At 65.6% G+C, this 19,997-nt stretch carries 20 protein-coding genes; 10 read left to right on the top strand and 10 right to left on the bottom strand.

Going from position 1 to position 19,997, the window contains the following annotated elements:
• The first annotated feature begins 16 nt into the window (after positions 1-16).
• Positions 17-913, top strand: a complete 897-nt coding sequence (locus ARC39_RS22435) for a YegS/Rv2252/BmrU family lipid kinase (protein ID WP_068118243.1) — start codon at positions 17-19, stop codon at positions 911-913.
• On the opposite strand, the gene ARC39_RS22430 is transcribed toward ARC39_RS22435, so the two are convergent.
• The 3 genes from ARC39_RS22430 to ARC39_RS22420 all read right to left on the bottom strand — a co-directional run bounded on the left by ARC39_RS22430 (position 900) and on the right by ARC39_RS22420 (position 2,660).
• A complete protein-coding gene (locus ARC39_RS22430; protein ID WP_068118240.1) occupies positions 900-1,487 on the bottom strand; it encodes a L,D-transpeptidase in 588 nt (195 codons plus the stop codon). The two genes, ARC39_RS22435 and ARC39_RS22430, sit on opposite strands and share 14 nt — an antisense overlap.
• Before the next feature lie 184 nt (positions 1,488-1,671).
• Complete coding sequence (locus tag ARC39_RS22425; protein ID WP_068118238.1) at positions 1,672-1,878, bottom strand: cold-shock protein; 207 nt, start codon at positions 1,876-1,878, stop codon at positions 1,672-1,674.
• A gap of 200 nt (positions 1,879-2,078) precedes the next feature.
• Positions 2,079-2,660, bottom strand: a complete 582-nt coding sequence (locus ARC39_RS22420; RefSeq protein ID WP_068118234.1) for a beta-class carbonic anhydrase — start codon at positions 2,658-2,660, stop codon at positions 2,079-2,081.
• Positions 2,661-2,980: 320 nt separating this feature from the next.
• On the opposite strand from ARC39_RS22420, the gene ARC39_RS22415 reads away from it, so the two are divergent.
• Positions 2,981-3,223 (top strand): hypothetical protein, encoded by a 243-nt coding sequence (locus ARC39_RS22415; protein WP_068118231.1) that lies wholly within the window; start codon positions 2,981-2,983, stop codon positions 3,221-3,223.
• Positions 3,224-3,636: 413 nt separating this feature from the next.
• Here ARC39_RS22415 and ARC39_RS22410 read toward each other — a convergent pair whose 3' ends face one another.
• The 3 genes from ARC39_RS22410 to ARC39_RS22400 form a co-directional block, all read right to left on the bottom strand.
• The gene (locus ARC39_RS22410) at positions 3,637-4,533 is read right to left on the bottom strand and encodes a GIY-YIG nuclease family protein (protein WP_068118229.1); all 897 of its coding nucleotides are present in this window, start codon (positions 4,531-4,533) and stop codon (positions 3,637-3,639) included.
• 605 nt (positions 4,534-5,138) lie between these two features.
• The gene (gene ettA, locus ARC39_RS22405; protein WP_068118226.1) at positions 5,139-6,794 is read right to left on the bottom strand and encodes an energy-dependent translational throttle protein EttA; all 1,656 of its coding nucleotides are present in this window, start codon (positions 6,792-6,794) and stop codon (positions 5,139-5,141) included.
• Positions 6,795-7,195: 401 nt separating this feature from the next.
• Positions 7,196-8,785, bottom strand: coding sequence for a winged helix-turn-helix domain-containing tetratricopeptide repeat protein (locus tag ARC39_RS22400; protein ID WP_068118221.1), 1,590 nt, complete (start codon positions 8,783-8,785; stop codon positions 7,196-7,198).
• A 156-nt stretch (positions 8,786-8,941) separates the two neighbouring features.
• Here ARC39_RS22400 and ARC39_RS22395 point away from each other — a divergent pair, with 156 nt between their 5' ends.
• The gene (locus ARC39_RS22395; protein WP_068118220.1) at positions 8,942-9,418 is read left to right on the top strand and encodes a cupin domain-containing protein; all 477 of its coding nucleotides are present in this window, start codon (positions 8,942-8,944) and stop codon (positions 9,416-9,418) included.
• A gap of 93 nt (positions 9,419-9,511) precedes the next feature.
• Here the strand turns inward: ARC39_RS22395 and ARC39_RS22390 are convergent, their stop codons facing one another.
• The gene (locus ARC39_RS22390) at positions 9,512-10,471 is read right to left on the bottom strand and encodes an MBL fold metallo-hydrolase (RefSeq protein ID WP_068118217.1); all 960 of its coding nucleotides are present in this window, start codon (positions 10,469-10,471) and stop codon (positions 9,512-9,514) included.
• Between the two features lie 130 nt (positions 10,472-10,601).
• On the opposite strand from ARC39_RS22390, the gene ARC39_RS22385 reads away from it, so the two are divergent.
• Positions 10,602-11,198, top strand: a complete 597-nt coding sequence (locus ARC39_RS22385) for a nicotinate-nucleotide adenylyltransferase (protein WP_068118215.1) — start codon at positions 10,602-10,604, stop codon at positions 11,196-11,198.
• A 107-nt stretch (positions 11,199-11,305) separates the two neighbouring features.
• A complete protein-coding gene (gene dacB, locus ARC39_RS22380; protein WP_068118213.1) occupies positions 11,306-12,814 on the top strand; it encodes a D-alanyl-D-alanine carboxypeptidase/D-alanyl-D-alanine endopeptidase in 1,509 nt (502 codons plus the stop codon).
• Between the two features lie 16 nt (positions 12,815-12,830).
• Here dacB and ARC39_RS22375 read toward each other — a convergent pair whose 3' ends face one another.
• Positions 12,831-13,253, bottom strand: a complete 423-nt coding sequence (locus ARC39_RS22375) for a tellurite resistance TerB family protein (protein WP_068118206.1) — start codon at positions 13,251-13,253, stop codon at positions 12,831-12,833.
• Positions 13,254-13,397: 144 nt separating this feature from the next.
• Between ARC39_RS22375 and ARC39_RS22370 the strand changes: the two genes are divergently transcribed.
• Positions 13,398-14,981 carry a lysine--tRNA ligase gene (locus ARC39_RS22370; RefSeq protein WP_068118341.1) on the top strand — a complete coding sequence of 528 codons (1,584 nt, stop codon included), beginning with the start codon at positions 13,398-13,400 and terminating at the stop codon, positions 14,979-14,981.
• 20 nt (positions 14,982-15,001) lie between these two features.
• Here ARC39_RS22370 and ARC39_RS22365 read toward each other — a convergent pair whose 3' ends face one another.
• Positions 15,002-15,670: a DUF8692 domain-containing protein gene (locus tag ARC39_RS22365; RefSeq protein ID WP_068118204.1), complete on the bottom strand. Its 669-nt coding sequence runs from the start codon at positions 15,668-15,670 to the stop codon at positions 15,002-15,004.
• 176 nt (positions 15,671-15,846) lie between these two features.
• Here ARC39_RS22365 and ARC39_RS22360 point away from each other — a divergent pair, with 176 nt between their 5' ends.
• Positions 15,847-16,386, top strand: a complete 540-nt coding sequence (locus tag ARC39_RS22360; protein WP_078059421.1) for a GNAT family N-acetyltransferase — start codon at positions 15,847-15,849, stop codon at positions 16,384-16,386.
• Here the strand turns inward: ARC39_RS22360 and ARC39_RS22355 are convergent.
• Positions 16,352-16,564 carry a SlyX family protein gene (locus tag ARC39_RS22355; protein ID WP_068118201.1) on the bottom strand — a complete coding sequence of 71 codons (213 nt, stop codon included), beginning with the start codon at positions 16,562-16,564 and terminating at the stop codon, positions 16,352-16,354. The genes ARC39_RS22360 and ARC39_RS22355 overlap by 35 nt on opposite strands.
• An 84-nt stretch (positions 16,565-16,648) precedes the next feature.
• Here ARC39_RS22355 and hisS point away from each other — a divergent pair, with 84 nt between their 5' ends.
• From hisS to hisG, 3 genes are read left to right on the top strand one after another with little or no spacing between them, the layout of a single operon-like run.
• Positions 16,649-18,127: a histidine--tRNA ligase gene (gene hisS, locus ARC39_RS22350; protein ID WP_068118198.1), complete on the top strand. Its 1,479-nt coding sequence runs from the start codon at positions 16,649-16,651 to the stop codon at positions 18,125-18,127.
• A gap of 6 nt (positions 18,128-18,133) precedes the next feature.
• A complete protein-coding gene (locus ARC39_RS22345) occupies positions 18,134-19,246 on the top strand; it encodes an ATP phosphoribosyltransferase regulatory subunit (protein ID WP_068118338.1) in 1,113 nt (370 codons plus the stop codon).
• A complete protein-coding gene (hisG, locus tag ARC39_RS22340; RefSeq protein WP_068118195.1) occupies positions 19,243-19,941 on the top strand; it encodes an ATP phosphoribosyltransferase in 699 nt (232 codons plus the stop codon). Before ARC39_RS22345 ends, hisG begins: the two co-directional genes overlap by 4 nt.
• Positions 19,942-19,997 lie beyond the last annotated feature (56 nt).

Raw genomic sequence — 19,997 nt, 5'->3', positions numbered from 1 at the left:
CAATCGGATTTGCGAGATGACGGAAAAAAGCCTCCTGATCCTCAACCGGAAATCCGGCGCGCGCGCCGATCTCAGACGGCTCGTCAAGTCGTTTCAGAAAGAACACGATCTGGACGTGCGCATCCCCTGGTCCAAGAAACAGATGCGCAGGGATATCGAACGTGCGGTGGAAAACGGTTGCCGTCGGATCATCGCCGGGGGTGGCGACGGGACCGTGAATGCGGTGGTCAATGCACTCTTGCGGCTGGATATGGGCGGGGCGGTTTCGCTGGGCCTGCTCCCTCTGGGAACCGCAAATGATTTCGCCCGGAGTTGTTTCTTACCAGCCGACGATCTCACCGCGGCAATGACGTATGCCTTGACGGCGCCGTCCCAGCCGACCGATGCCGGGCGTGTCAACGAGGTCTGGTTCGCGAATGTGGCGTCGGGCGGTTTTGGCGCAATGGTCACCGCAACGACGCCTACCGACATGAAGGCGCGGCTCGGCGGCCTTGCCTATACTCTGCACGGGCTGTCCAGGCTGAGTGACTTCGAAGCCCAGTCATGTCGCTTAACGATGGATGGCGGCGCGGCGCGCGAGATCCCGCTGGCGTTCATGGCCATCGGAAACGGGCGATTTGCGGGTGGTGGATTTGGTGTAACGCCGGAAGCAATGCTGGACGACGGGGCGCTCGATCTCGCCGTTATCAGCCACGACTGGCAGGGCGCGCCGGGGTTTCTCCTGCGCGAACTGATCGAGCCCGGGAGCGCCGAGGCAGAAGCCCTGGTCTATCGGACCTTTGAACACGGGGTCATCGAGACCGAGCGGGATTTCCACCTCAACCTCGACGGGGAACCGATGGTTGCACAGCGGTTCGACATCTCCGTGTTGCCAAGCGCGCTGAACGTGGTCCGCGCGGTCAGAGAACCGTAACGATCGTACCGATCGGAACCCGTTCGTACAGATCGATCACATGCCCGTTGATCATGCGGATACACCCGTTCGAGACGGATCGGCCGATGGATTGCGGCTCCGTTGTACCGTGAATGCGGAAGAACGTGTCGCGCCCGTCCTGGAACAGGTAGAGTGCTCTGGCGCCCAGCGGATTTCCGGGGCCACCGGGCATCACGTAGTCGTTGTTCACGAACTTGGAGTACGTAGCCGGGTCACGCTCGATCATCTCTTGGGTCGGGCGCCAGGTGGGCCATTCCTTCTTGACGTCGATGGTGGCCGTACCCGTGAATTCCAGGCCTGCCTTGCCCACACCAACGCCGTAGCGGATCGCGTTGCCGGGTTCGGTTACGAAATACAGGTAGTGGCTGCGTGGCAGGATCAGCAGTTGACCGGGCAGGAATTGCTTCTTGATCTTGACGAACTGCGGCTCGAACCGCGGATCGAGCGAAAAGGGCTGGGCCGCGGGTGCAGGCGCGGGCGCCGGCGTCTGGGAAAGGGCCGGTACGGCGCTGCTGGCGATGGCCGTGGCTAGAAATGTGCGTCGTGTGAACATGGAGTCGGAACCGATATCTCTCTGATTTCGATTCAGCCTGCCCCTGAATTTCGAAAGAAATCAATATAGCGACCGAAATGGCCGCGATAACGTGCGATCACGTCGCCGCAAGAACACGCCTGCGTGGTGCCCTGACAGGCATCCGAGGGGCAGATCGGCCCGCCGGTTGCGGCGGGCCCGCGCGTCAGAGCGCCTGCAGGTTGGTCGCCGATTCGCGGCCGTCGCGTCCGGCTTCGATGTCGAAGGACACCTTTTGTCCGTCTGCGAGGCCGGTCAGGCCAGAACGCTCGACGGCGCTGATGTGCACGAATACATCGCGCTTGCCGCCTTCCGGCTCGATGAAGCCGTAGCCTTTGGTGGTATTGAACCATTTCACGGTGCCAGTGGCCATCCGTTGTCTCCTAGCTTGTGTTCGCTGCCCGCGGAACTGCGGCAGCGTTGGCGTCGGTCGTCGCGGTCGAGACTGAAGCCGCTAAGGGAGACAGTTGGTCGAAATGCGGTAACGGTCGCTGGTGGCATATGGCGGCGGTGGTGCAGCATTGCAAGAAGAAACTGCGCGGAGTCGCCTGATCCTGCACCGCCGCGCCCGGCTCAGAGCACTGGCTGGCCGGCGTCCGTGGCGGCCTCCACCTCGATCAATTTGCCGGTCTTCACGTCGTAGACGTAGCCGTAGATCGGGATGGCCGGGTTGACGAGCGGGTGGGCGCGGATGCGCTGCACGTCCTCGACAACCGACTGCTCCTGTTCCTTGATACAGTGCCATTTGATGAAATGACCCTCGGGGGAGCCGCCGGGTTCGGACGCGTTGCGGAACCCTTCGTCGGTCAACTCCGCGGTCTCCAGCGAACCGGCGAGAAGGTTGCCCATCGTGTCGTCGTCGAAGAAGAGCATCCCGCAATCGGTGTGATGGATCACGAACCACTCGCGCGTGCCCAGGAGCTTGTGACTGATCACCATCGAGCGGATCGCGTCGTCGCTGGCCCGGCCGCCTGCGTTGCGGACGACATGGGCGTCACCTTCGGCGAGGCCGGCATATTTCGCCGGGTCGAGCCGGGCGTCCATGCAGGTGAGAATGAGAAAGCCGCGGGCGGGCGGCAGGGCGAGGTCGCCCTTGTCGAAGCTCCCGGCATAGGCGGCGTTGGCGCTCTCCACCTCGGTCTTGATCTGAGACATGTGGTCCTCCCTGGTTGCAAGGGGGGAGCGTAGCGCGGGGGAAAGGCAACTCAAACGGGAATCCGGGGGGCGCTGGCGGGGGCGGGTGGGATGTCCCACCGTGAGACACATCTCAGACCTATATATTTCAATGGGTTGCAGGCGCGGATTCACGATTTGTTAGGGAGTGGACACGACTGGCACCTGCTACGGAACTGAAACACGAAACCCCGGTCCCGGACATCCCGCTGCAACATTGGCGGCGCAGAAAGGCGGCATGACAAGGCCGGGCGCTGCCAGCCCGCCTCCGAGATCACGCAACAACACATAGAGGACACAGGATGTTCGCGTCTGCATTTTCATCTTCGCCTGCCCTGGCAATGGCCGCCGCATTCCGGTCGGTCGCCGCCGCCATGACGGTTCAGTTCCGGCACCCGGACCCCGCCCACAGGGCGCCCCGGATCAGCGATATTCGCCACCTCGATGCCCATATGCTCAAGGACATCGGCTATGCCCGCGAGGACGGCATGTCCGCCTCCGCCCGCGACGCGCGGGACCGCTTGGCGCTGCAGGCCTATCGCTGACGGGGCCGGTCACGGTTTCCGGTGGCTACAGGAGGTCCCCGCGATACGCGAAGCGCCGCGCCCTGGCGGCGCGTCGGGGCGCTCCCGGTGGGCGGAATGCTCTCAGAGCCGCATAGGGGCTGCGCAGCGCGGGGCATCGCCTCGGCGCCCTGCCGGTGATGAGGAGGAACCGTGGCCGCAGTGCCGCCGCGAAAGCCCGACGAACGGGCGCAGGCTGCGTATTGCGCGGGCTTCCCACGAGGGGCGATTGCTGCGCTGAGGGGCGCGCCCGAGCCTGGGTGGGCGCTTTGGAACGCTTTTGATGGGCGGTTTATCTTTCAAGCCCCGGACTCGGACTGTGCGGTGTGTGGCATCGCCATTGCGCCCTCCCGGGGGGCGGGTCGGGCGCGGCCCGGGCTGGTCGCCCGGGCACTCTACTGAGCTTGGTCTCCCCCCAGTGCTTCGTCTTTCCAATCCGCGTAGTTCTTAGATTGCCCGCTAACCAACCAGTCCGTTCGCCCGTTTCTGGCAGTTCCATGTAGGAACACAGAGGCTGCGCTCGGGCTTGAAAATGCGACGTCGTCCACCAAACGGAAGGTTTTGTCATCGACTTTTTCAGCTCGACCACTTTCAAGAACTTGCTTCCGGAATGATCGACGCTTTTCGCCGAAAGAAATGGCTTGATGCAGGCTACCTACAGAACCGGCAAGGATCACGAACTCGCCCTCAGACTCAATCGCCATGGCGTCGATCCCTTTTTTGGGATTCTGGATAGTGAAAACTGTTTGGCTTTGTTTGCTATCGGAGCTTTGAGAATTGCCTTGCTTGGGCTTTCGAAGAAAGTCCACGCCAATCACAGGTAAAACCAGCTGTAGCTCTTCCAAGAATGCTTCCATGTCGGAAATGTCGGCTTCCGGCAGGCGGTCAAAGGAAGGGTCGGTTTTGTTCGTAACCGAACTTTTCTTAGCAGCCTTGAGCAGGGTGATAATCCGCCCTTCAAGGTATTTGACGTGAGCCTTGGTAAGGTTCAAATCCTTACTGGTGATCGCAACAAACCTTTCCCAGAAGTCCTTTTCGTCGTCCTTTGAATGTGAGTACAAACGTGACGCGATGCTGTCGCCTTCCCCGACGTATACACTTGGAAGGTCGTTGTCGGTTTCGAATCCATAGAGAAGATAGACGCCGGTTCGTTTGACCTCGTCGCGTTTTAGCGCCACGTCCACCCTCGTTCGTGGTGACGAAAGGACATGACCCGTCCAGTTGACGATTTCCGCCGTCAGAATCCCTGTTGCGGTCCCATCTGCAAGATATAGCCGGACCGAACGTCCCATCGGATATGACCTCGGAAACTTCTTAATCCACGTAGCTTGATCGAAAATACACTCCCAATCCGGCCCGGAATCAAGGGCGAAGCCCGCCGGGCCGCGCCCTCCCTCCCCCTTGGGAGGGCGCTTTGGCGATGTCGCGTACCGAAGGGAGCGAGTCCGGGGCTTTTGAGATAAAGCATCGACCACAGGCGTTGCGGCGCCCGCCCGAGGGAGGGCGCGGCCCTCTGGTGCGTGGGGCGGTCTGGACGGGCCGGACCCGGCCGGGCTCAGCACGTCCTGCATCAGCGGCGTGACGAGATGGCAACGGCGTTCGCGGCGAGCAGGCCGCCGGGTCGCCCGGCAGCCCCAGCATTTCCAGCGCCATCAGCAGGGTCACCAGCCCGCCGAGACCGCGAAAGGCGGCGATGGTGATCCCGAAAGTGGCGAGGGTTGCCTCGCCGAAGAGTGCGAAGAGGGCGACGCCGGTCGCAATGGCCGCCGTCGGGGCTGTCGTCGTCCGCCCGCCGATGTCATGCCGCCGGTGCGCTGCAGGAACATCGGCAGGTTGCCGAGACTATCCACGATCGCCGCGAGGGCGACTAGAAGGCGCAGTTATTCCGCCAGGTGGCTTACCGGGTGAACTTCTTGTACTTCACCCGCTTCGGTTCCAGCGCGTCCGGTCCGAGCCTGCGCGCCTTGTCTTCCTCGTAGGCCTCGAAATTGCCCTCGAACCATTCCACATGCGCCTCGCCCTCGAAGGCGAGGATGTGGGTGCAGAGGCGGTCGAGGAAGAAGCGGTCGTGGGAGATGATGACGGCGCAGCCGGCGAAATCCTCCAGCGCGTCTTCCAGCGCCCGCAGAGTTTCCACGTCCAGATCGTTGGTCGGCTCGTCGAGCAGCAGCACGTTGCCGCCTTCCTTCAAGAGCTTGGCCATGTGGACGCGGTTGCGTTCGCCGCCCGAGAGCAGGCCGACCTTCTTCTGCTGGTCGCCGCCCTTGAAGTTGAAGGCGCCGCAATAGGCGCGGGAGTTGATCTGGGCGTCGCCCAATTCGATCACTTCGCCGCCGCCGGAGATTTCCTCCCAGACGGTCTTGTCCGCGTCGAGCGCATCGCGAGACTGGTCGACATAGGCGAGCTGCACCGTGTCGCCCAGCGTGATGGCGCCCGAGTCGGGCTGCTCCTGCCCGGTGAGCATCCGGAAGAGCGTGGACTTGCCGGCGCCGTTGGGGCCGATCACCCCGACGATGCCGCCGGGGGGCAGGGCGAAGGAGAGCTCCTCGATCAGCTGCTTGTCGCCGTAGTGCTTGGCGAGCCCCTCGACCTCGATGACCTTGCCGCCGAGCCGCGCGCCGTGGGGGATGATGATCTGCGCCTTGCCGACCTTTTCGCGTTCGGACTGGTTCGCCATTTCCTCGTAGGCGGCGATCCGGTGCTTGGACTTGGCCTGCCGCGCCTTGGCGCCCTGCCGGATCCAGGCAAGCTCGCGTTCCAGCGTCTTCTGCTTGGCCTTGTCCTCGCGGGCCTCCTGCTCCAGCCGCATGGCCTTCTGCTCCAGCCAGGCGGAGTAATTGCCCTCGTAGGGGATGCCGCGGCCGCGGTCCAACTCGAGGATCCAGCCGGTGATGTCGTCGAGGAAGTAGCGGTCATGGGTGACGATCAGGCAGGTGCCCTTGTAGTCGATCAGGTGCTGCTGGAGCCAGGCGACCGTCTCGGCGTCGAGGTGGTTGGTGGGCTCGTCGAGCAGCAGCATGTCGGGGGCCTCGAGCAGCAGCTTGCAGAGCGCGACGCGGCGGCGCTCACCGCCCGAGAGGTGCTCGGGCATGGCGTCGTCGGGTGGGCAGCGCAGGGCCTCCATGGAAACGTCGATCTGGGCATCGAGATCCCAGAGGTTCTGGCTGTCGATCTCGTCCTGGAGCTTCGCCATCTCCTCGGCGGTCTCGTCGGAGTAGTTCATCGCCAGCTCGTTGTAGCGGTCGAGCACGGCCTTCTTTTCCGCCACGCCGAGCATGACGTTCTCGCGGACGGTCAGGCTCTCGTCGAGCTGCGGTTCCTGCGGCAGGTAGCCGACGCGGGCGCCCTCGGCGGCCCAGGCCTCGCCGGTGAACTCCTTGTCGAGCCCGGCCATGATCTTCATCAGGGTCGACTTACCGGCGCCGTTCACGCCGACGACGCCGATCTTCACGCCGGGCAGGAAGCTCAGGCGGATGTTCTCGAAGCATTTCTTGCCGCCCGGATAGGTCTTGGAGACGCCATCCATGTGGTAGACGTATTGATAGGCTGCCATGGGTTAGCTCGCGTTTGGAAATCTGGTGTTGCCGGCGGTTCTAGCGGTGGGCGGCGGCGGATTCAATCTAGGCGTCGGACGGGCCGGATGTCTCACGGTGAGACAGAAGGCCGGGGGCGTGTTTTCAATGGGTTACGGGCGCGGATTCACGAATTCTTAAGGATCGCCCGCGCCGCGAAACACGCGCTGGGGGAAAGAAAGGCCGGATTGCCGGCCGCCTTGGCAGGCGTTGCCGCCGAAGGCGGCGCTTCGATTGCAGGCTTTTGCCCGGAGTGTGGCCGCACGTGCCGGGCATCAACTGACCGATGTGTCGACATGCCGGGTGACGGTGTGTGGCCCGGCCCGGCAGCGCCGCAGCGGAGTGGGCGCCATGCGCGGACGGGCAAACGCGTGGCCGGGATTCAAGGCATCCCGGCACGCTTCATGCTGGTCAACCAGAGGTCATACATGCCGTCCGGTTTCCAGTCGGAGGGAATGGATTTGGCCTCGATCTCCAGCGTATACCCCGGGCGTGTTTCGAGAAACTTCGCCATTGCTTCGATCGCCTGCTGTGTCTTGTCGAGGCATACAAGGATCGCCGCCAGGGCCTTGTTCGAGGCAATCGGAGGCGATGCCATGCTCTGCATGGCCTCAAGCCCTTTCTCGCACTCATCGTTCTGCCAATAGGCCAGACCCAGCTGCCACCGAAGCCAGTCGCCGTGCAGCGGATCGACTTCCTGCGCCTTGTGAAGCGCGGCGAGGGCCTCGTCGGTCCGGCCGGAGTAGAGCAAGGGTACCGACATGCCGATATAGACGATGGAGTCAGACGGGTTGAGTTTTGCAGCGCGTTCGAAGTGGAGGATCGACTCGGCGTGTTTCCCCTGTCGCGACAAGACCCGCGCAAGCGCATAGTGCGACAGGTAGTTTTCGGGATCGATCCGAAGTGCCGTCTTTGCGAGTTCGGAGGCATCCGCAAGAACCTCGTCGCGCGGTTGCATCCACCCCAGAACCGCCGCCGGAATGAGCATCAGGGATTTGCCGATGTATCCCCAGGCAGAATCCGGCTCTTCGCGAATCGACGTTTCTTCCAGCGCGATCGCCTTCTGCCAGTTTTCGCGGGTCAGTTGCGTCATGATGTTTCGCGCCTGAAGTCCGCGCAGGCGAGAATCCACGTCTTTTGCTGGCGACCTCTCCGGCATGTCCGACAAGAGCGCCTGCCCGACCTCCGATGCGACGTGGCGGACGATCTCGCTCTGAACGACGAACAGGTCACTGATGTCGCGCTCATACTTGTCCGCAAACACATGCGCACCGGTTTCCGTTTCAACCAGCTGCGCGGTGACCCTCAGGCGCATCCCGTCGAATTGCTGGCTTCCTTCCAGCACGTAGTCGGTGCCCAAGACCTGCCCAATCTCGCGGACATCTGTCGGCTTGTCGCGGAACTGGAAGCTCGAATTCCGCGCGACAACGCGGAATTGCGGAAACCGCGCCAGTTCGGTGATGATGCCTTCGCTCAACGCGTCGTTCAGATGGCCTTGGTGCGGCTCGGCGCTCAAGTCGTCAAGCGGGAGGACGGCCACGACCGGGAGCCCCTTTTCCTCGGTTCCTCTCATCCAGAAAAGAACCGCGAGCACGGCGAGAACGAGGCCGACAACGGGAAGGGCGAGGCGCGTCTTGCGGCTGATCTTCGAGTGCCCCTTTGGCGCTTGGGGCGGGGAAAACCGATAGCCTTTCCGGGGAACCGTCTGCACGATACTGCGCTGATCGTCGCCGAGTGCCGTGCGGATTTCGGCGATGCATTGCACCAGGCTGTCGTCGCCGACCTGCCGACCATCCCAGACGGCGTCGGAGAACTCCTGCTTCGTAACGGTCCGGTTTGGCGACGTGACGAGGACGCGAAGAACCTCGCGCGACTGTGGGCGCAGTTCGACCGGCTCCCCCGACGCTTTCGTGAGAACCCCGCTCGAAGCGTCGAGAACAACGCCAGATTCTTCGAATTCGTAAATCTTCACCGGTTTTCGTTAGCCAGATTGGCCCTCCCTGACCGCACACTCAGCATACGCCATGCTGGCTGTTTGCGCCAAACGATCCCCGCGCGTGGACCGCGAGCCGGCAATCCAACCGGCAGACTTGGCTGCCTGGAAAACCGCGCAATAGGGAGACATGCCATGAAGAAGATCCTGACAATCGCTTTGATGTCCGTCGCAACCACAGCCGCCGCCCATGACCCGATCGACTGGAACGGCTCGGAGATCCAGGTCTTGCTGAGCCGGGAGGATACCGGTGGGGACATGGGGATATTCACGACCCGGTTCCCGGCGCCGGGGGGGCCGCCGCGCCACGTGCATGAGGATGCGGGCGAGGCGCTTTACGTCATGGAGGGATCGGCCGAGTTTCTTGCCGGCGACGAGACCTTCGTGCTGGGCGCGGGGGAAATCGCCTTTGTTCCGAAAGGCGTCGATCACACGTTTCGGGTGCTTGAGGACGGTGGCGGCAAGCTGATGGTCATCGTTGCGCCCGGTGGCTTCGAAGGGTTTTTCGACGCAACCAAGCACCTGAAGCTTCCGGACGAGATCGAGACGCTGAACGCCATTTCGGCCGAGTACGGGCAAATCTTCACCGGACCGCCGCTTGAGGGCGAGTGAGGGATCGCCTGATCGACGGTCAAGCGCCGGGCGGCTCTTCGGGGAAGAGCCGCCCCAATGCGCGGTGTCGGCTTCGTACCGGAACGCGGTGGGTCAGAGATACTCCCACGGTGCGGGGACGAAGCGGTAGCCCTCGCCAGCGCGCTCCACATAGCCGGTTCCGGGGAAGGTGAGGTGCATGCCGGCGATCCGCTGACCGCTGTCGGCCAGCGAGGCCATCAGGTCGGCGCGGGTCGCGGCGGCCAGTTGCTGATCGACGTCGAACGGGATCGTGACCTCGGGCCGGGCGAACTGCACCGCCGGGACATGGACGATATCGGCCCAGATCAGGAGGCTCTCACCGCCGGATTCGACGTGATAGCCGGTATGGCCGGGCGTATGGCCGGGCAGGGGGCGCGCGGTGATGCCGGGTGCGGCCTCCGCCTCGCCCTCGATCACCGTGACCCGGTCGCCATAGGCCGCGATGGTCGCGCGCGACAGGTCGAAGTTCGGCTTCATCATGTCGTGCGCCTGGGCCTGGATCTCCTCGGACGTCCAGAAGGCCCTGTCGGCCTCCGTGACCACGAGTTCGGCGTTCGGGAAGGTGGCGAGCGACGCATCCACCGTGGCGCCGCCGGTGTGGTCCGCGTGCAGGTGGGTCAGCAGCAGTTTGCGCACCGAGGCGGGGTCGATGCCGAGTGCGGCGAGGATGTCGGGAAGATGGCCGGCGTTGGGGCCGAAATACCCCCCGGCGCCGGAATCGACGAGCCAGGTTTCGCCGCCGGTCTCGATGATGAAGGCGTTGATCGATCCGCGCGGCTGCGAGGGGTCCTGGTAGGCGTTTTCGAGCAGCGTCGCGACCTCGTCGGGCGTCGTGCCCTGGAGAACGTCGGGCGGAAGCGTCAGGAAGCCGTCGAGGATCGACGTCACCAGCATCTCGCCGACCTGGAACCGCTGCGCGCCGAGGACTTGCAGGCCGCCCTCCGCGGCGCGGGCACGAAGCGGAACAAGCGCCCCGGTGCCGGCGGCCAGCAGCGCGGCGGGAGCGGATTTCAACAGGTCTCGTCTCTTCATGATTTCCTCCCTGATTCTGGCCCGTCCGGGTACGGAGCGGCCGCCGACATGATAGCGCAACATTGACTCCGCCGTGTATCGACAACATTACACGGCGGATGCGACGTCGCCGACAGGAGCCCCTGGTCTCGTGAGACACGACATGCCTTTTGCCGGAGACGGGCAGGCCATCGGGCTGCTCGGCGGGTCGTTCGACCCGCCCCACGCGGGCCACGTGCATATCACGCGCGAGGCGCTGAAGCGTTTCGGGCTCGACCGCGTCTGGTGGCTGGTGAGCCCCGGAAACCCGCTGAAGGAAAATGGGCCCGCGCCCATGGACCGCCGCCTCGCCGCGGCCCGGAGCCTGATGCGCCACCCGCGCGTCGAGGTGACGGATGTCGAGGCGCGGACCGGCACGCGCTACACGGCGGAAACGCTGGAGCGGCTGCACGCGCTCTACCCGCGCGCGCATTTCGTCTGGCTCATGGGCGCCGACAACCTCGCCCAGCTGCACCGGTGGGAACGGTGGGAATGGATCATGGACATGGTGCCCGTGGGCGTGCTGGCCCGGCCGGGGGATCGGCTGCCGGCCCGGACCTCCAAGGCGGCGGCGCTCTACGGGCGCTGGCGGATTCCGGCGCGCGACAGCCACAGGCTCGCCCACGCGGTGCCGCCGGCGTGGTGTTTCGTCAACGTTCCGATGGTTGACATTTCGTCGACACAGCTGCGCGCGCGGGGCCATTGGTGACGGGCGGGCGGGCGTTCTGGCGCCTGCGGGCCACGGCCCGTGACAATGCGGTGAGCTTCGGAACTGCTCGCTTGCGGCGGTCGGAACGATACGGCTAGGACTCCTCTATGTCGGACACGCTTCCCTTTCTGACCCGTCGCATGCTGGTAGCCGGCCTTCTGTCGGCGAGCGCGAACGTGGCATTGGCCGGGCCGCCGCAACGTTCCCTGAGGCCGGCGCCGCGGGGCCGTGGCGCGACCGGCCGAATGGCGCCTTCCGCCGAAAACCTCGTGGACCGCGCGCGGCTGGACGGTGCCAAGGTCGGGTTCGTGGTGGCGAATGCCGAGAACGGCGAAGTGCTGGAGGTCATGAAACCGCTGCTGCCGCAGCCGCCGGCGAGCACCGCCAAGGCGCTGACGGCCCTCTACGCGCTCGATGCGCTGGGCCCTGAACACCGCTTCCCGACGCGGCTCATCGCGACCGGCCCCATCGAGGCCGGGGCGCTCAAGGGCGATCTGATCCTGGCGGGGGCGGGCGATCCGACACTCGACACGACGCGGCTGGCCGAGCTGGTCGCGGCCCTCAAGGCGGCCGGTGTCGTGACCGTGGACGGCAGCTTCCTGGCCTGGGACGGGGCGCTGCCCAACGTGACCCATATCGATCCGGAGCAGCCTGTACAGGTGGGATACAACCCCGCCGTGTCGGGGCTGAACCTGAATTTCAACCGCGTGCATTTCGAGTGGCGCCGCGCCGGCGCCGGGTGGACCACGGCGATGGACGCGCGTGCGAAGGGCTACCGGCCGGACGTGCAGGTGGCGCGCATGTCGATCGCCAAGCGGCGGTACCCGATCTACACCTACGAGGACGACGGTCAGGCGGACATCTGGACCGTTGCCAGCGGTGCCCTTGGCCAGAGCGGCAGCCGGTGGCTGCCGGTGCGCAAGCCCACGGCGTACACCGCCGAGGTTTTCCAGATCATTGCCAATTCGGAGGGCATTCGGCTGGGTGCGGCCAAACCGGTGTCGACGCTTCCGGAAGGGACCGAAATCGCGCGGGTGGAAAGCAACGACCTCCGTTCATTGCTGCGGGACATGCTGAAATACTCCACCAACGTCACGGCCGAGGCCATCGGGATGTCCGCCACGGTGGCGCGCGGACCGGACCCGACCTCGCTCGTGGACTCGGCGGGCCGGATGTCGCGGTGGCTGGGCTCGGAAATCGGCAGTCCGCGCCCCGCGCTCGTGGACCATTCCGGCCTTGGGGGCGGCAGCCGGATCACGGCGCGTGACATGGTGCGCGCGTTGGTGACGCTCGGACCGCCGCACGGGCTTGAGCCACTGCTGAAACCGATACGCATGAAGGATTCAAAGGGGCGCCCGATGGAGAGCTACCCGGCGACGATCATGGCAAAGACCGGCACGCTGAATTTCGTGAGCGCGTTGGCGGGCTACATCGCGCTGCCCGGCGGCGGGCGGCTCGCTTTCGCGACCTTCGTCGCCGACCCCGCGCGCCGCGACGCGATCCCCGTGGCCGAACGCGAGCGCCCGCAGGGCGTGAAACCCTGGACGGCGCGTGCGCGCACGTTGCAGCTTCGGTTGATCGACCGGTGGGTGACGCTTTACGACGCGGCGAGCTGATCGCGCTTCGGCGGCTTCAGAGCACCATGTGGCGTGCGCGCGCGCCACGTTCGATGGCGGCCGCGTTCAGGCGCGGAATCTCGAACTGGTGGCGGATTTCCTCCAGCATGCGGAGTTCCTGGTCGGTCAGCCGGCCGTCGGCGGCGGCGACATCGCAGCAGAGCGCGTAGACGGTTTCATAGAGCGGCTCCGGCATGGAATCCTTCACCAGCCCGAGCAGCGCATCGACACCGTCCTCTTCCTCGAACAGATCGAAGACCAGATTCGCCATGGCCGCGATGTGGTCGGCGTCGTAGTCGGCAAAGACCGGCAGGTGATTGACGATACGCTCGATGGTGACCAGCTCCGAGGTGCGGATATTCTCGTCGGAGACCGAGGTGGCGATCATTACGGCGACAAGCGCGTCCTGGGCGGAAAGCGGCTGCGGATCGTTGGGCATCTTCGGCTCCTTCGCGGTGCATGGTGCACGCAGATTTATTGACGCAAGGCGGCCGCCGCAATAGGGAGTGGCCCGGTCGGGCCGCGGAAGGCCCGGTACGAGCGCGCGGCATGGGGCCGCGCCATGACAAGAAAGACCGTTTCAATGTCCGATCTGCGCGACACTGCTATGACCTCCAAGGCCTGGCCCTTCGAAGAGGCGCGCCGGGTGTTGAAACGCTACGAGAAGGCGCCGCCGGAGAAGGGACACGTGCTGTTCGAGACCGGCTATGGCCCCTCGGGCCTGCCGCATATCGGCACCTTCGGGGAGGTGCTGCGGACGACGATGATCCGCCGCGCCTTCGAGGTGATCTCCGACATTCCGACGCGGCTCATCTGTTTCTCGGACGATCTGGACGGGATGCGCAAGGTGCCCGGCAACGTGCCGAACCAGGAGATGCTGGCGGAGCACCTGCAGATGCCGCTGACCTCGGTGCCGGACCCGTTCGGCGAATTTCCGAGCTTTGGCGATCACAACAACGCCATGCTGCGCCGCTTCCTCGACACGTTCGGATTCGACTACGAGTTCTACTCGGCCACGGACTTCTACAAGTCGGGCCAGTTCGACGAGGTGCTTCTGCGTGCCGCCGAACGTTATGACGACGTGATGAAGGTCATGCTCAAGAGCCTGCGGGAAGAGCGCCAGCAGACCTATTCGATCTTCCTGCCGATTCACCCCGAGACCGGACGCGTGCTGTACGTGCCGATGAAGCATGTCGATGCGAAGAATGGCACAATCACCTTCGACGACGAGGACGGGCGCGAATGGACGCTTCCGGTGACGGGCGGCAACGTGAAGCTCCAGTGGAAGCCGGATTTCGGTGCCCGCTGGGCGGCGCTGGGCGTCGATTTCGAGATGTATGGCAAGGACCATTCGACCAACACGCCGATCTATGACGGCATCTGCCGGATTCTCGGTGCGCGTGCACCGGAGCATTTCACCTACGAGCTGTTCCTGGACGACAAGGGGCAGAAGATTTCCAAGTCGTCGGGCAACGGGATTTCCATCGACGAATGGCTGACTTATGCCTCGACGGAGAGCCTGAGCTATTTCATGTATCTCAAGCCGAAGACGGCGAAGCGGCTCTATTTCGACGTGATCCCGAAGGCGGTGGACGAGTACCATCAGCAATTGCGGGCCTATGCCGATCAGGACGAGAAGGCGCGGCTTGCGAACCCGGTCTATCACATTCACGGCCACAACGTGCCGGCCTCCGACATGGTGGTGAGCTTCGCGATGCTGCTGAACCTCGCCTCGGTTGCGGGCGCCGAGGACAAGGACGCGCTCTGGGGTTTCATTCGCCGCTACGCGCCGGAGGCGAGCCCCGAGGGCAACCCGCAGCTCGACCAGGCGGCGGGATACGCGGTGCGCTACTACAACGACTTCGTGAAGCCCACGAAGGTGTTCCGGGCGCCGGACGAAAAGGAACGCGTGGCGCTGGCGGATCTAGCGCAACGCTTGCGCGACTGGCAGGGCGGGCTCGATGCCGAAGCCTTGCAGAGCGAGGTCTTCGCCGTTGGCAAGGCGCACGGGTTCGACCCGCTGCGCGACTGGTTCAAGGCGATCTACGAGGTGCTGCTGGGGGCGAGCCAGGGGCCGCGCTTCGGCGGGTTCATCGCGCTCTATGGCGTGGATGAAACGGTTGCGCTGATCGACGAAGCCTTGTCCGGGGCTTTGTCCGACGCCTGAACCGCGGCGCGTCCGGCGTGTTACGGACGCGCCGGACCTGCGGCGTCCGGCGAATGGGTCGCGTCGATCAGCGATTGCCGCGAGAAGGACAGGCAGAAGCCCAGCCAGGCCGCGAAGCTGGCCACTTTCAGAAGGTCCTCGATGACGTAGGACGTCTCGACGAGGTCGGCGAGCACGGAGATGCCCATGAAGCCGACGGCAACCAGGAAACCGATGGTCCAGACCCGCCTGTCGCTGAACCACAATGCGGCGAGGAGCGCGCAGCCGGCTATCGCGTAGGTCGCCAGCACCACGATCTCGGGGATACCCATCCGGTTGAACACGCGCTCGTGCAGCATGAACTGGTCGTCATAGGCGAGCAGCAGCGAGAAGGCGGACAGGGCCAGCAGGAGACCCCTGTCGTTCGGCAGAACGGAGGCGGCGAGCGCGGTGCAGCCGCTGCTGAGGAGCAGCAGCGAGATGCCGAGGAAGGATATGCCGCCGGCATAGACCGGGATGTCGAATTCCACCGCCGGATCGCGCAGGAGCGAGGAGACGTCCAGCCCGCGCCCGTCCGCGACCGCCAGCAGGGCGGCGGCGACGATCAGGCACGCGATGGCGGCGATCAGCGGGACGGCCCAGATGGAGGCCGAGGGCTTTCGGGCCGTGTCGCCGTCGTCCAGGTGGGCGTGATTGTCGAGGTGTATCATGTGGCAATTGGGCTTCGTGTTACAAAACCTTCATACAACAGTTACATTGCGGTGACAGCCACAATCGACAGAACAGCGTGCGCCGGCAGGCGCCGCGCCGGGGCGTGAAGGACGGTCGCTGCGGGGGGCGTGGCCCATCGCATGTCTCGCCAGCCCACGCAAACACAGGAGTTGTCATGAAGATCCGCCCAGCCACCGCAGACGATGCAGCGGGCGCCAGCCGGATGTTGCAGGCGTTGGCCGCCGCCGGGAAACGCAGCCGGCCGAGTGACCCCGACTTCGTTCTGGAGACCTACATTTGCGCCCCCGACCGCGTGGAATGCCTTGTCGCGGTGGACGAGGATGGCACCATCCTTGGATTGCAGTCGCTGGCACGCGCCCGCCCGGGCAACCCCTACGGCGTCGCGGAGGGGTGGGGCATCATCGGCACGCATGTCAGCCCCCGGGCGGCCCGCAAGGGGTGCGGGAAGGCCTTGTTCGCCGTGACGCGGGAAGCCGCGCTTGCCGCCGGACTCGTGGCAATCGACGCGAGCATCGGCGCCGACAACGCGGATGGCCTGGCCTATTACGCGGCCATGGGATTCGAGACCTACCGGACGCCCGAGGGCAAGATTTGCAAACGCCTCGCGCTGGGACCGCGCGAGGCGGGGCGCAGGAACGCCGGTTGCGTCGGGACAGGCGTCAATAGTGGGGCGGCCGCTCGTCGCCCAGAATGACGCCGCCGTCGGCTTCCTGCTCGGCGGCGCGCTCCATGAGCAATCGCACCCGGCGCGTGAGCCTGTCGATCTCTCCCTGCTGGCGGGCCACGACCTCCGACAATTCTTCGGTCACCCGTCGCAGATGTGCCAGTTCTTCCTCGATGCGCTCGCTGCTCACCTGCGTGTCCCTTTCCATTGCGGCGTTTTCTCCGGGCTCCTTGCGGGCTTGCCTCCCTTGGGCTAGACGCTGCCGCGACGAGACGACCCGAGGATCGCCCATATGGCCAAGGACAAGAAGCCCCGTCGCCCCAAGGCAATCACGCCCAAGGGGTTCCGCGACTATTTTGGCGCCGAAGTGTCCGAGCGCAACCATATGCTGCGGCAGATCGCGGAGGTCTACCACCGGTACGGGTTCGACCCGCTGGAAACGGCCGCCGTGGAGACGGTGGAGGCGCTCGGCAAGTTCCTGCCCGACGTGGACCGGCCGAACGACGGTGTGTTCGCCTGGGAGGAGGAGGGCGACTGGCTGGCGCTGCGCTACGACCTGACCGCGCCGCTGGCGCGGGTGGCCGCGCAGTTCCGCAACGACCTGCCCAACCCCTACCGGCGCTATGCCATGGGGCCGGTCTGGCGCAACGAGAAGCCGGGGCCGGGGCGGTTCCGGCAATTCTACCAATGCGATGCGGACACGGTGGGCGCGCCGAGCGTGGCCGCCGATGCCGAGATCTGCGCCATGCTGAGCGACACGCTGGAAGCCGTTGGCATCCCGCGCGGAGACTACCTCGTGCGGATCAACAACCGCAAGGTGCTGAACGGGGTTCTGGAGGCCGTGGGCGTGAGCCCCGCGGAGGCCCCCGAGACGGCCGACGCCGTGCTGCGCACGATCGACAAGTTCGACAAGGTCGGCCCCGGCGGTGTGCGGGAGTTGCTGACAACCGGCCGCAAGGACCAGAGCGGCGCCTTCATCGACGGTGTCGGGCTAAGCAACGATGTTGCGGACACGGTTCTGGCCTTCATGCAGGCGAAGGGCGCGGATGCCGGCGCCACGATACGCGCATTGCGCGAGGTCGTGGCCGGATCGGCAACCGGAACGGCCGGTGTCGACGAGCTGGAACAGATCGGCGCGTTGCTGGCAGCGCAGGGGTATGGCGCCGACCGGACGGAGATCGACCCCTCCGTCGTCCGGGGCCTGGGCTACTACACCGGCCCGGTTTTCGAGGCGGAGCTGACCTTCGAGATCACCGACGAGAAGGGCCGGCCACGGCAGTTCGGCTCGGTCGCGGGCGGCGGGCGGTATGACGACCTCGTGAAGCGGTTCACCGGGCAGGCCGTTCCGGCCACCGGCGTTTCCATCGGGGTGGACCGGCTGCTTGCCGCGCTGCGCGCGAAGGGCCGGATGGACGGCGTGTCGCAAGGCCCGGTGATCGTGACGGTCATGGATCGCAACCGCATGGCCGACTATCAGGGCATGGTTGGCGAGCTGCGGCAGGCGGGGATTCGGGCGGAGGTCTATCTCGGCAATCCGAAGAATTTCGGCAACCAGCTCAAATACGCGGACAAGCGTCAATCGCCGGTCGCGGTGATCCAGGGCGAGGACGAGGCGGCGCGCGACGTCGTGCAGATCAAGGACCTTGTGCTGGGTGCGAAGATCGCCGAGAGCGCGAGCCTTGAGGAATGGAAGAGCCAGCCGGCGCAACGCGAGGTTGCGCGGGCCGATCTGGTGTCGGAGATCGCGAAGATCCTCGGCGCGGAGGCGTGAGCGATGATGCCGACGAAGGATCAGGTCCGCGCCGAAGCGGGGCGGTTGCAGGGGCTTTTCCTTGAGGCGGGCGCGACGGCGGTCGACCCCGACATCCTGCAACCCGCGGATACGCTGCTCGACCTCTATGGCGAGGATATCCGGGCGCGCGCCTACGTGACCGCCGACCCGCTGCAGGGCGAGCAGATGCTGCGGCCCGACTTCACGGTTCCGGTGGTGCAGATGCACATGGCCGCGGGGCAAGGTGCGGCACGCTACACCTATGCCGGCGAGGTGTTCCGCCGGCAGGAGGTGGCGGAGCCGGGGCGGGCCAACGAGTATTTCCAGGCGGGTCTGGAGATTTTCGACGCCGCCGACCCGGAAGAGGCCGAGGCGGAGGTTTTCGTGCGCTTCGCGAGCGCCCTTGCGCCGCTGGGGTTGCGGGCGGCGATGGGGGATATCGGCCTGCTGACCGCGGCGATCTCGGGGCTGGAGGCAAGTGCCCCGCGCAAGGCGGCGCTGCTGCGTCATGCGTGGCGCCCGCAGAGGTTCCGCGCCCTGCTGGACCGGTACAGCGGGCGCGTTCCCGTGCCGCCCGCGCGCGCCGCGCTGCTGAAGCGGCTGGCGGTTGAACCGGCGGCGGAGATCATGGCGGCCACCGGGCCGCAGATCGGCTTGCGGGCGCCGGAGGAAATCGCCGCGCGTCTGGCGCGGCTGGCGGCGGATGCGGCGGAACCGCCGATCCCGGCGGCGCAGGTGACGCTGATCGACGACCTGCTGGCGATCCGGGCGGCGCCGGTCAACGCGCTCGCGCGCCTGCGCGACATTGCCGTCGACATGCCTGCCCTCGACCCGGCCCTCGATCGGTTGGAGCGGCGGCTGGACGTGATGCGTGCCCATGGCGTCGACCTGGAAGCGCTGGAGTTCGAGGCGAGCTACGGCCGGACCACGATGGAATATTACGACGGGTTCGTGTTTGGCTTCTATGCCGGCGGCCAGCCGCATTTGCCCCCCGTGGCCTCGGGCGGGCGCTACGATGCCCTGACGCGCGTTCTGGGGCAGGGCCGCGAAATGCCGGCGGTTGGCGGCATGATCCGCCCCGGCCTGGTACTGGAGCTTGCAACGGGAGGCGCGGCATGACGCTCAAGCTCGGGGTGCCCTCGAAGGGCCGGTTGATGGAAAAGACTTTCGACTGGTTCGGCGCGCGCGGCATGGACGTCCGGCGGAGCGGGTCGGAACGGGAATATGCCGGGTCGGTCGGCGGGATCGACGGTGTCGATCTGGTGCTGTTGTCGGCCGGAGAGATCCCACGGGAGCTGAACGCTGGCCGGATCCACCTGGGCGTGACCGGCTCCGACCTCGTCCGCGAGCGTATTCCGAGCTGGACGGACCGGGTCGAGGAGCTGGCCCGCATGGGGTTCGGCCAGGCCGACCTGATCATTGCCGTGCCGAAATGCTGGGTCGATGTGGACCGGCTGGAGGATCTGGACGCCGCGGCGGCGGCGTTCCGGGCGGCGCATGGGCATCGCCTGAGGATCGCCACGAAGTATCACCGGCTTGTGCGGGAGTTCCTGCAGGCGGCGGGCGTGGCCGATTATCAGCTGGTGGACAGCCAGGGCGCGACCGAGGGCACGGTGAAGAACCTGACGGCGGAGGCCGTGGCCGATATCACCTCGACCGGCGAGACATTGCGGGCCAATCACCTGAAGCTGCTGTCGGACGGGTTGATCCACCGGAGCCAGGCGACGCTGTTCCGCTCCAAGTCGGCCCCGTGGACGAGGCAGACCCGCGCTGCGCTGGACGCGATACAGGAGCGCCTGGCGGCGAAGATGTGACGCGGATCTCGCGGGACCGGCGGCCGGTGCGCGCGGTTCGGGGGGCGCGAAACGCG

This window comes from Tropicimonas marinistellae, assembly GCF_001509585.1.
In the GTDB taxonomy this organism is placed as follows: domain Bacteria; phylum Pseudomonadota; class Alphaproteobacteria; order Rhodobacterales; family Rhodobacteraceae; genus Tropicimonas; species Tropicimonas marinistellae.
This window is presented reverse-complemented; position numbering and strand designations above follow the sequence as displayed.